Raw genomic sequence first — 13181 nt, forward strand, 5'->3', positions numbered from 1 at the left:
TAGCATTTTTTTAACTTTTTAAGAATTCCGAATTAAATTCCCACTTAACTGATGACGTCGGTTAAACACCGCAAAAAATGCTAAAGTCAACACTCCAATTGTCGCCAAGGTCGTCCCTGAAGCTTGGGTAAAAATAATTATTATTTGGTAGCGTACAGCATCAGTGGGACTAGCACCAGCCAATATTTGACCAGTCATCATTCCTGGTAGACTAACTAACCCCATCACCATCATTGAATTAATAATCGGAATCATACCCGTTCGCAAGGCTTCTGTTAATGTTTCATGTGTTGCTTCCCAGCGAGTAGCCCCTAATGTTAGTAATGCTTCGATTTGCTCCCGCTTACTAATCAAGTCTTCCATAAACTTATCTAGGGCTAGAGATGTACCCGTGAGCGCGTTACCTAAAACCATACCTAACAAAGGAATTAAATATTGGGGATCGTACCAAGGATCGATACGAATAATCCCATTTACAGTTAATCCCGTAACTAAAAATGAAGCACTTAATAGACACACAAAGTTATTCCAATAAATACTTGAAAATCGCCTACGGGTACGATTGACACTTGATAAAGCAGCAACGGTAGTCATAGCAACGGCTACAAGTAATACTAATAATGGGTTACGCAGAGTAAAAACCCACTGTAATGCGTAACCTACCAGCAATAGTTGTACTATCATTCGCAGCGATGCTATTACCAAACTTTTTGTTAGTCCTAACCGCAAGGTCAAAGAAAGACAAACATTGATAATTATAAATAGAGTCCCTAAGGCGAGTTGAGGATAACTAATAGAAATATAGTTAGTTTCCATCAATTTTTTCCCGCAAACTAATTTGACGATTGGTAATCCGCCTTAACTGACTTGGGTCGTGACTCGTCCAAAGATAAGCCCGTTGTGGGTCTTTAGCTTGCCAAGCTGTTACTAATGCCTCTAAACTACTAGTTGTTTGGGCATCCAAAGAGGCGGTAGGTTCATCAAGTAATAGTATTTTGGGCGCAAGCTGCAATGCTCGTAAAAAAGCTACTATTTGCGCTTCACCTCCAGAAATAGCACTTATTGGACGCTGTAAAAAATCACCATCTTTACGCAGAAGTCGTAAGTAATCCAGAATTGAAGCACGGTTATAAACTAGATGATGGTTAGTTTTGAGGCGATAAACTTGCTTTAGGTTTGACTCCACAGTTCCTTCCCATAACGCCGGACGTTGATGGAGATAGATAATTTGCGATCGCCAAGTTGGTATATACCAAGCATCAATGCTTTTTCCCCGAAAAATAATTCGTCCTGCTTGTGTTTGGTCCAGACCAGCTAAAGCTCTTAAAAGTAGACTTTTACCCGAACCCGAAGCACCTAATACAGCAACTTTTTCTCCTGAGAATAATTCAAAATTTAAGTTACACCAAATCCAGTACTGGTCAACCTTTCTACCCAAACCTTTTACAGAAAGGATAGGTGCTTGAGGAGACAGGAATGGTTCAGTAGCCTGGTTTTTTATAGTTAATCGATTTTTCATTGCTAAACAAGATTTTAGCAAGCAGATAATTTAAAATTACCAGTTAATTGCCAGTTTTTATCTTTAATAATCTAAACATTTGGGTTAACCTCACAAAACCGCGTTGTTCACAATCACTGCTTATTGATTAAAAGTTGGAATTCTTCACTGCGATCTGAACCGGTGGTGAGAACTTGAATTAGATTAATTTTGGTCAGGAGTGTTGATTAGATATTTGTTAAGGTCATCCAAAATAGCATTCGCTGCTAAAATATTGCCCAACCACCAGTAACTTGAATCAACTGTATATACCCTTTTATTTTGGACTACATTTAATTTCTGCCACAATGGACTTTCTTGATACCGCTTAAAATTTTCTTCAGCACCTGGATCGAGCATTACGAACAAAACATCAGCATCCAGTAAATCTATACGCTCTAAACTGACAGGTACTGAAAATGTATCTGGATCTGTTGTAAGTTCAATTTGCTCCGGTGGGACTGAAAGCCCTAGTTCCTGTAGAATACCTCCAGAAAAAGAGAAAACTGTGTCAAACTGTGGTAAGTTTTTTCTCCCACCATAGAAGCGGGTAACAGAAACCTCTATTTTTCCAAATTTGTGCTCTATCGCTTTTCGGAGTTTTATTATCCGTTGTTGATAATTGGCGATCGCATTTTCAGCTTCTTTGGTTCTACCTAGCACTTCAGCTATTTCTAGCAAAGAATCTTTCCAAGTACCTTTTACATATTTAACGTCAAGTTTTATGGTGGGAGCTATTTGAGGAAATAATCCGTAATTTTGCGAGTTCATAAAAAAACCCACAATCAAATCTGGATGTAATTTTACCATCCTTTCTACATTGGTCTGGGAACGTTTTCCTAAAGAAGTTACACCTTCTAACTTCCCTGTTAAGTGTGCTCCTTCGTTACTTACAAGATTTGCTTCTGCTGTTGCGACGGGTTTCAATCCCAAACCTAATACTGCATCTAAAGCAACTTCGTCCGTTACAATAATACGTTCGGGCTGAAGCGGAACACAGGTTTTTCCAAGCTGAGAGACAACCACCCGACAATCAGAAATTGCTAACTGTGTGTTTGGAGTATCCACTTTTTGAGTAACCTGACTGTAGAAAGCTGTAATTAATAAGAAGGGGAGGGATAATATTAGAAATAGCTTAAGATAACGATACAGTCGGTTTTTCATGTGACATTACCATCTTCTAACATGAGATGTTAAAATTTCCAGGAAACTGAACCTACCACAGTTAACGGCTGACCGGGATAAACACGTAAAACATTTTGAGCAGTTTCAAAATAGTCGATATCGAATAAGTTTCGGACGTTGACTGCGGCTCGGAATTTATTTCGTTCATAGAAGAGTGCAGCATCGGTACGAAGATAACTAGGCACAGTGAAGGTATTTGCTAAATCTCCCTGACGTTCGCCAACGTAAAATAATCCTAGACCAAAACCCAAACCCTGCATAGAACCCTCTTGAATTTGGTAAGTTGTCCACAGGCTAAAAGCATTTTCTGGAGCATTATTCAAGCGGTTGCCTTCATCGAAGGAATTATCTTCAGTAATTCGAGCATCATTGTAAGCATAACCAGCAGTAATTTTCCACCCCGGTGAAATTTCACCCGCTAGATTTAGTTCGACACCACGACTATTTTGCTCGCCAGTTTGGATATCAAAACCGGGATTATCTGGGTCTTCTGTTAGAACATTAGAACGGGTTAAGTCGTAAAGAGCAAGGGTTGCGGAAAGCCGGTCGTTAAAATCAGCTTTCACTCCAATTTCGTATTGAGTACCACGTTGTGGTTTAAATAAGCTGTTATCAAATGCTCTACCGGTTTCTTGTTGGAAGGAACGGCTGTAGCTACCGTAGAGAGATATATTAGGAATTGGTTTGTAGACGATACCGACGCGAGGACTAAAGGCTTCATCTTGTTGAAAGTCTGTTGTGGAATTAATGAAGTCCTCATTTTTTACATTTACAATATCAAAACGTCCACCTAAAACCAGGATCAAATTATCCGAAAAACTAATTTGGTCTTGAATGTAAATTCCCAATCCATCTTGTGTTTCCTTATCGTCAAATCTAGCAGTTGGCTCCTCAAAGGTCGTATTACTATAATCTGGGTCAAATAAATCGATGGAACTAGCAAATCCAAAAGCTCCATTTTCTGTAGTTGTTTCTTGTCGATATAATTCCACCCCTGTGACAAGCTTATGTTTGATACTACCCGTGTTGAAATTACCAACAGTATAGGTATCTAGCGTATAAGCATTAATATCAGAACCGTCTCTCGCATCAAAATAACTTCTTCGTAAAGTACGGTTATCTGATTCTAAACTACGCGCAAATACATTAAACTCTGAAGAACGTCGAAATCCAGCACTAAACGCATTCCGAATGCGCCAATCTTCGCTGAACCGGTGTTCTAGATTGTAGCCAATCCGAAAAAGGTCAATCTCTTTTCCTTCATCTGCTCGACCTCCAACATAAACGCTGCGTGAAATATCCCCATTGGGATTATCTAAAACAGTTCCTACAGCAGGTAAACCAAAGTAGTTGGGATTATCAAGCTTTGAATATTCAGCTTCTAAAGTCAGGTCAGTATTTTCTCCAATTCGCCAGGCTAAAACCGGCGAAACCTGAAAACGCTGTCGGTCGTAAAAATCAACAAAGCTTTCTCCTGTCTCTGCTGCTGTATTCAAGCGATATCTAAAATTGCCATTTTCATCTAATGGTCCGGAAAAATCGAAACTTCCTCGATATAAGTTATAACTACCAACTGAACCTTCTAGTTTATAAAAAGGTTCGCTGAGCGGTTGCTTGGTGACAATATTAACTATACCACCGAGGGATCCTTGTCCGAATAGCACAGAAGCAGGTCCTCTAAGCACTTCTATTCGCTCGACATTCGCAGTTTCACCAGAAACAGATGTTCCAAGTGGATCTCTTAAACCATTTCTACGGAATAAATCGTTTATACCCGAAAATCCTCCGAAGCCTCGAATCACGGGAGCATCAAACACTGATAGATTCGAAGCACCGCCAGGCACAACACCAGGAACATTTCTTAGCGCTTCGGTAACATTCGTTGCACCTTGATCTTCAATTACCTCCCGAGGTACTACCTGAATCGATTGAGGAACATCACGTATGGGGGTATCGGTTCTCGTTCCTACAGTTGCATTCTCCGGATTGTAGCCTTCATCTAGCTCACCAGTCACCACCAACTCAATCGGCTCATCCTGCTGCGCTGGTTTCTTGGAAGGAGTTTCACTTGCAGGCTTTTCTCCTTGGGGTTGAGTTTGCTCGCTCTGGGGTTTGGAGTCTGGTCTTTGCGCTGTAGAAGCAGCTGGTACTAACCCAAAAATCAAGCCTTGATTACTATCAAAAAACTCTACTTTCGGTAATGCTGTCTCACCTGTAGCTGTTATCCTGACAGTATTCGCATCCAAATTTATCACTGTTATTTCAGTAATCCCTTCCCTTGGCTTTTCCGAAGAAAATTTGAATGCATCTCCTGACGGTAGACGTAGTTGGGCATTGGGAATATCGGCAATAAATTGATTACCACTGCTACGATTTATTGCTTGTAATTGCTTTCCTTGAGTCGTTTGTAATATTACCTCAACACCTTTGTCAGTAGGTTTTGCTTTTACTCCTGTAATTGGAACAACTTTGTTCTTTTTATCAAGCTGGGAAGGAGTTTCTGAATTTGAAGGATTGGGATTGCTTGGTGTTGATGTTTGGGCTAGCATTCGAGCGCTAGTTGCAGGAAGTTCGATTTCGCTCAATTGAAGAACATTTTTATCTGTTCGACCCAACCTCGTGTGACGCTGCAAGTATGTTGTTGTTGTCTGTCTCTTTTGAGGCTTTCGATAATTGGAAGTTAATACTGGATATTCACTATTTCTATCTCTAACTTTACTGCCAAATCTAGACTTTCCTAGCCTTTGAGTAGATGTTTTATTGATTCCATCTTTTCCTATTTCCTCTGATTTAGCAGGAGTGCTGATAAAATAAACAATTGTGCTTGTCAGCAGCAAACTTTGAAAGAATTTATTTAACTTCATTTATATTTTTAAGACTATGAAAAATCATTCAGCCTTGGTGTTGCCCAAGAAAACAAAATAATAATTACACCTCACGTAAATTAAAAACCTTTCCAATGCCATTAAAATTTAGTTGATAATTCCAATGAATTATCAATTAAATTACAAGGCTTTGAGCGCTTAATCTACTTAAAGGTTAATTAATGCTAATTTTTAGCACTAACAACATACTACTACAGCAATTCTATTTGCAAGTAATCCTATTAACAATTTTTGATACATCTTTTTTTTGATTTTGTGGAAAATACGAGCCAAATGCTGCTATTTGAAGATAAAACACCATACCTCACATCAGTAAAATCGTTTTTGGGGAATATAATTCACAAAATTGAGATTTTTGTAAGTATTTTCGTAAAAATTTACATTGTCTCATATCTTACAACCAGTGCAGCTATATCCTCACTGAACTAAATTTCTACTGGCGTATATTTTGTAATCTTCCAAAAGATATAAGTATTTTTACAATAGAGAAGTCTGATAAACTTTATTCATTTGATAATTAGTCGCAATAGTTTTTTGTTGCTAAAGTAACTAATTATAGTTAAGCTTTTATATAGTCAACAATATACTCTAAAGTCTAGTTTATAGTCTTGGTATTCAGGTTCTTGTATTTGAGTAAATAAATAGTCAATCATTGAGTGCCACGGTTGAGAAGGCAAATATTTTTGTTCAACTCGATTACTAACCCTTTTTTGCTTGAATAAGAGACCCCGGATTTTAAGGTTAGTTAATTTTTTTAGGTGAGAAATAGTAGTCATGGGAGATGTTTATGATGAAAGTATTCCACCGCATTATAGTTTTAGTGAAAATACGTACTTGTGATGTGTGTTTTCATCATTTCAGCGATATTTCTTGCTATCTGTGCACTTGGACCAAATAATGATTATTCAAATTAATGTTTTGGTTTCTTTGTGACATAAATATCGGGTGTGGGTTTAATTATAGTCTCCAAAGTTTTGGGATTTTAAATATCTTCTAAAAATAAGAAACTTCATGATTTGTATTTGCACCTGGCTTTTTTCTGTCGTAGTCGGTCAAAACCGGAATTTTTCTTTAACTGAAATAACGTAAATTAGTTGAATTCCCCTAAACTGACAAAACTACTTCTAAGGGGTAATTGGTCCCTTGTCAAGAAGTAAAAAAATTCTTAAAAGAAAATAGATATTCAAACTAAAATATTTTCCTGTCAGAGTGAAGAGGGAAGTAAGTAAGGTCTTATTGTGCATTTAGCGGTCTAAAATCAAAATGAATCAATATTCTCATCATTTCCTTGCAAGCGATAATCGCAGTTACTCTACAGTTGTCGATCTCCTACGTTTCAGAAGCTTTACCCAAGAAAATAGAGATGCTTTCACGTTCTTGCTAGATGGAGAAACAGAGCAAGAGAGATTGACCTATGGGGAATTAGATCGGCGATCGCGTCGAATTGCTGCTCAGTTGCAAGCATTGGGTTTAACTGGAGAACGAGCTTTACTACTTTATCCTGCAGGGTTAGATTTCTTAATTGCTTTTTTCGGCTGCTTATACGCGGGAGTTGTGGCTGTAACTGCATATCCTCCACGAAATCAACGCAATACACCGAGAATCAAAGCGATTTCAAGAGATTCACAAGCAGCAATCGCTCTGACAACAACAGAAATTCTATCTAAGGTGCAGTCTTTGATGATAGAAAAGACTGACTTAAAATCTTTGCAGTGGTTGACTACCGATAATCTTGCACAAGGAGTAGAAGATTCTTGGAAGGAACCTTCTATTAATAAAGATACTTTAGCTTTTCTGCAATATACCTCTGGTTCAACGGGGACACCCAAGGGTGTGATGATTAGTCATGAGAACCTACTACACAATGCTCAGACAACTTACCAATTCATGGAGCATTCAGCAGAAAGTAAGTTTGTCACGTGGCTGCCAATGTACCATGATATGGGTTTAATTGGTGGTATATTACAGCCTTTGTATGGGGGGTTCCCTTGCATTATTATGCCTCCAACGTTATTTCTTCAACGTCCTTATCGTTGGTTAAAGGCTATTTCCCAATATAAAGGAACAACTAGTGGCGGTCCGAATTTTGCCTATGACTTGTGTGTGCAAAAAATTACTTCAGAACAAAAATCAACTCTTGACTTGAGTAGTTGGAGTGTAGCATTTAATGGAGCTGAACCGATTCGTAATGATACCTTAGAACGCTTCGCAGAGGCTTTTGCAGAATGTGGCTTCCGTAAAGAAGCTTTTTACCCTTGTTACGGAATGGCTGAAACAACTCTGATGGTTTCCGGAGTGCAAAAAGCTACATCACCAATTGTCAAAAAAATCCAAAAATCAGCATTAGAATCTAATCGAATTGTTGAATCATCTGTGGAAGATGAGGATGTATATAATTTTGTCAGTTGTGGTCGAATAATACCAGAACAGAAAGTAGTAATTGCTAATCCGGGAACACTCAAAAATTCTCAACCAGGGGAAATTGGAGAAATTTGGGTATTAGGACCGAGTGTTGGTCAAGGCTATTGGAATCGTGAAGAGGAGACAGAGGAGACATTTCACGCTTATCTATCTGATACCGGAGAAGGACCATTCCTGCGGACGGGTGATTTAGGTTTTTTGCAGGATGAGGAGTTGTTCATTACAGGTAGAGCTAAAGATTTAATTATTATTCGTGGTCGCAATCTTTACCCACAGGATATCGAATTAACTGCAGAATGCAGCCATCCTTCTTTACGTTCCGGTGCGAGTGCAGCATTTACAGTTTTAGTTAGCGACGAAGAACGACTGGTAGTTGTACAAGAATTAGAGTTTCGCGCCAAACCTAATTTAGAAGAAGTAGGAAATGCAATTCGTCAAGCAATTAGTGAAGAGCATGAGGTACAAGTCTATGCAGTTGTCCTAATTAAACCAGGTAGTATCTCCAAAACTTCCAGTGGTAAAATTCAAAGACGCGCAACTCGCGCTCGATTTGAGAAAGGCGAACTAAATGTGGTCGCAAGCAACATTCTCAAAATTAGCGATATTGCGATCGAGGAAACTCGATTACAGCGTTCTCAACTTTTGGCACTTTCTCCGAGGGAATGTCAAGCATTTTTAGAAACATATCTGATGGAACAGGAAGCCAGGGTTTTGGGGATCGCACCGGATGATATCAATCCGGAAGAGCCATTAAGCGCCCTCGGACTTGATTCTCTAAAGGTATTTGAATTGAAAAACAGAGTTGAGGTCGACTTGGAGGTAGAAGTATCTGTAGCAGACTTCTTTGAAGGAATAAGTACGCGATCGCTCGTTACTAAAATACTTGCTCAGATAACAACAGATGGACTACGATCCCTATCTCTTATCCAAACAGAAAAAAATACATCTAATTATCCTCTATCTTTTTCCCAAAAGGGATTATGGTTTATACATCAGTTAAATCCCGATACCTCTACATATAATATTCCTATAGTTATTAACTTAAAAGGCGACCTTAACCAAGAAATCTTACAAAAGTGTCTGAACCGAATTGTTAAACGACACGAAGTATTAAGGACAAGCTTTACAGTGATTGATGGACAACCCGTCCAAGTTATCAATCAAGCTATATCCTTAACTTTGACGGTTGAAGATTTACGTTCATTACCAGAAAACGAACGCACTAGCGCAGCACAACATTTAACTACAGAGTTAGCACAGCAGCCTTTTGACTTATCTTCTAAATCGTTAATTCGTACAAAATGTTTACAAATAAGCGATAAAAATTATCATTTAATAACTGTCCTGCATCATATAATTGCAGATGGTTGGTCTATTGGGATTTTTATCCAAGAACTAGTTGAGCTATATGAAAAATATTCTAAAGGCCAACTTCCCCAACTTCCGAAATCACCCATCCAATACAGAGATTTTCTCAATTGGCAACGAAAATGGATGAATTCCGAATGTACTCAACCATTATTAAGCTATTGGAAACAAAAATTACAGGGCGAACTTCCCGTACTGAATTTACCAACTGACCGTCCGCGATCGTCAGTTCAAACTTTTAACGGCGCTCAAGCGAAATTAGTGCTTCCTCAAATTCTGAGAACAGAACTAAAGAATTTGAGCCGTCAGCAGGGAGTAACTCTGTTTATGACCTTGCTTACAGCTTTCAAAATCTTGCTGCATCGCTATACAAATCAGACTGATATTATTGTAGGCTCGCCGATCGCTAATCGTAACAGAGCAGAAATTGAGCAGTTGATCGGATTTTTTGTAAATGTTTTAGTATTGCGCACAGACTTATCTGGCAAACTTAGTTTTCAAGAGTTGTTAGCGCGGGTGAAATCAACAGCTTTAGAAGCTTATGTTCATCAAGACTTACCCTTTGAGAAGTTGGTAGAAGAACTACAGCCAAATAGAGACTTGAGCTATAATCCACTATTTCAGGTGATGTTCGTTCTCCAAAATGTTCCAGTACCAGATTTAAGTTTATCTGATTTATCAGTTAGCTATGAGGAAGGTTATAACGGTACATCGAAGTTTGATTTGACATTGTTTATGGAGGACTCGGAGCAAGGGTTGGTTGCAACTTGCGAGTACAACACGGATTTATTTAGTGCAAGTACTATTACCCGGATGCTGGAACATTTCCAGACTTTATTGTCAAGCATCATTAGCGAACCCCAACAATGTATTTCAGAATTGCAACTATTAACACCACCTGAAGTTCAGCAGTTATTAGTTGAGTGGAATGATACTAAAACAGACTATCCTGACGACAAGTGTATTCATCAACTGTTTGAGACACAGGTAGAGAAAACACCAGATGCTGTTGCAGTAGTCTTTGAAGACCAGCAATTAACCTATCAGGATTTAAATAAGAGAGCAAATCAGTTAGCCCATTATTTGCAGCAACAAGGTGTGAAATCAGACACAGTTGTTGGTATTTGCATGGAACGCTCTGTGGAAATGGTGGTAACTCTAGTAGCTATTCTGAAAGCTGGTGGGGCATATTTACCTCTAGACCCAGCATATCCCAAAGAGCGACTAGCTTTTATACTGAAAGATGCTCAAATATCAATATTGTTAACTCAATCACATTTGGAGAATAAACTACCACCACATCAAGCACAGTTAGTATGTATAGATACAGAAGGTTCGATATATACAAATTACAATTCCCAAAATCCAGTCAGCTATGTAAAGCCACAACATTTAGCCTATGTCATTTATACATCTGGTTCTACGGGAAAACCCAAGGGAGTAATGAATACTCATCAGGGTGCATGTAATCGTTTACTGTGGATGCAAGATGCTTATCAATTAACATCATCAGACCGAGTTTTACAAAAGACTCCTTTTAGTTTTGATGTATCGGTATGGGAATTTTTCTGGCCATTATTGACGGGTGCAGTTTTAGTTGTAGCGAAACCAGGTGGTCATCGAGATACGCGGTATCTAGCAGAGCTTATATCACAACAAGAAATAACTACACTTCACTTTGTTCCTTCTATGCTGCAAGTTTTTCTAGAGGAACGAGAGCATCAGAACTGTAAAAGTATCAAGCGTGTAATTTGTAGTGGTGAAGCTTTATCTTTTGAATTACAACAAAGATTTTTCAAGAGTTTTGATGCTCAATTACATAACCTTTATGGACCAACAGAAGCGTCTATTGATGTGACAGCGTGGCGTTGCGATCGAAATGAAAAAATTGTTCATATTGGTCGTCCAATTGCTAATACACAGATATTTATTTTAGATAAACATTTACAGCTTGTTCCTATAGGAGTTCCCAGCGAGTTACATATCGGTGGAGTGGGGTTAGCACGAGGTTATTTGAATAGACCAGAATTAACTGAACAAAAGTTTATTCCTAATCCATTTAATGATTTACAATTAAATAAGAATATTCCAAATAAAAATCTTAATTTAAACTCACGCCTTTACAAAACAGGAGATCTAGCGCGCTACCGCGAAGATGGAAATATTGAATTTTTAGGTAGAATAGATTATCAAGTCAAAATTCGTGGAAATCGCATCGAACTAGGGGAAATTGAAGCTTTATTAGAGCAACATCCGCAGGTACGAGAAACGGTAGTAGTAGCTAGGGAAGATATACCGAATGATTGTCACCTAGTTGCATATCTAGTTACTCACGAGAATAGTAAGCCTTCTGTCAATGAACTACGAGGATTTCTCAAAGAAAAGCTACCCGAATATATGCTTCCTTCTGACTTTGTTATGTTAGATATTTTACCTTTGACTCCCAATGGCAAAGTAGACCGTCGTGCTTTACCCGTACCTGAAAATCTGCGTCCAGACTTAACAACAACTTTTAAGCCACCCGAGTCCGAAATAGAACAGCAGATTTCCAAACTTTGGCAAGAGGTGCTGCATCTAGATAAAGTAGGTATTAATGATAACTTTTTTGATTTAGGTGGAAATTCGTTACTGATGCTTCAAGTAAATAATAAACTGCGTACAATTTTGCAGCGAGATATATCAGTAGTAACGATGTTTCAAAATCCTACTATTTACTCATTAGGGGAATATTTAAGTCAAAAAACAGGAGAATCATCTTCTTTTGAATCTATAAATAAACGCGTTCAAAAGCAACTAAAAGCTGTCGAGCGGCGGCAAAAAAGTTTAATGAAGCGAGGTAAAAATCTAAATAGCTAACATCTAAATAGCTAACAATATAAGAGTAATTGTTTAAATTCAACAATAAATTCAGACTGAAATCATGGAAATCGCTCCTTTGTCAACCAGCAGCGCCAAACTAATTCACAACAAGACTTCTCAATCAATTTTACAACTGCCTGTTGAAGAGACTTTAGATGATTTTAAAGTATCTGGTGTTTTACTATTTCGAGATTTTGGTATTGACTATGAACAGATGAAAACCTTTGCCGAAAAGTTTAGTTCAAGATTTGTCTTAGATAAAGATAGACCCATAGTCGATCCGCGCAATAAATTCATTACTTTAGTAGATCCTGGGATGCATTATGTTAGTCCTCATTGCGAGAATGCTAACTCTCCGTTTCGTCCCGATGTAATCTGGTTCTGCTGTGCTGTACCAGCAGAACGAAGTGGTGAAACTTTATTTTGGGATGGAGTGCGAGTATGGAAAGAATTGAGTCAGGAATTGCAAGAGTTATTTATTGCTAAAAAAATCAGATTTTTACAAAAATTTCCTGCTGCTGATTGGAAGCGTTTTCTAGGATCAGGTGCTACTTTAACTGATGTCAAGCGTATGCTCAATAATATTCCTGGATTAAATTACAAAATTAATGAAGACCAATCTGTTTCAATCGAATACATTTGTTCGGCTGTAGTTAAGACGAAATATGGTCATCAAGATGCATTTGCTAACAGTTTGATTGCCGAGTACAAAAATCCTAGAGGAATTGTCACTTTTGAAGATGCTTCACCTATTCCGTCAACATTGATCGATCAAATCAACCAAGTAATGAATAATTGTATAGAAGTAATTTCCTGGAAACCAGGAGATTTAGTCATGATTGATAATTCTAGATTTTTGCATGGTCGTCGCTCCTTTAGCGATAGAAAACGACGGATTTATTCTTTACTTAGTTATCTTAAATAAA

The 13181-nt window shown here is 38.1% G+C and carries 6 protein-coding genes; 2 read left to right on the top strand and 4 right to left on the bottom strand.

Annotated elements, in window-relative coordinates:
• Positions 1-18 precede the first annotated feature (18 nt).
• From BC008_RS23495 to BC008_RS23510, 4 genes are all read right to left on the bottom strand, one after another.
• Complete coding sequence (locus BC008_RS23495) at positions 19-816, bottom strand: ABC transporter permease (protein WP_027842326.1); 798 nt, start codon at positions 814-816, stop codon at positions 19-21.
• Positions 806-1519, bottom strand: a complete 714-nt coding sequence (locus BC008_RS23500) for an ABC transporter ATP-binding protein (protein ID WP_027842327.1) — start codon at positions 1517-1519, stop codon at positions 806-808. The genes BC008_RS23495 and BC008_RS23500 overlap by 11 nt, the downstream gene beginning before the upstream one ends.
• A 183-nt stretch (positions 1520-1702) precedes the next feature.
• Positions 1703-2701, bottom strand: a complete 999-nt coding sequence (locus BC008_RS23505; protein WP_027842328.1) for an iron-siderophore ABC transporter substrate-binding protein — start codon at positions 2699-2701, stop codon at positions 1703-1705.
• Positions 2702-2730: 29 nt separating this feature from the next.
• Entirely contained in the window at positions 2731-5586 is a 2856-nt protein-coding gene (locus tag BC008_RS23510; RefSeq protein WP_027842329.1) for a TonB-dependent receptor, read from the bottom strand.
• Between the two features lie 1284 nt (positions 5587-6870).
• Here BC008_RS23510 and BC008_RS23515 point away from each other — a divergent pair.
• Both BC008_RS23515 and BC008_RS23520 read left to right on the top strand, forming a co-directional pair.
• Positions 6871-12252 (top strand): non-ribosomal peptide synthetase, encoded by a 5382-nt coding sequence (locus BC008_RS23515; RefSeq protein WP_027842330.1) that lies wholly within the window; start codon positions 6871-6873, stop codon positions 12250-12252.
• A 64-nt stretch (positions 12253-12316) separates the two neighbouring features.
• Positions 12317-13180: a TauD/TfdA family dioxygenase gene (locus tag BC008_RS23520; protein WP_235595918.1), complete on the top strand. Its 864-nt coding sequence runs from the start codon at positions 12317-12319 to the stop codon at positions 13178-13180.
• Position 13181: the final 1 nt, after the last annotated feature.

It is taken from the genome of Mastigocoleus testarum BC008 (assembly GCF_001456025.1).
Classification (GTDB): domain Bacteria; phylum Cyanobacteriota; class Cyanobacteriia; order Cyanobacteriales; family Nostocaceae; genus Mastigocoleus; species Mastigocoleus testarum.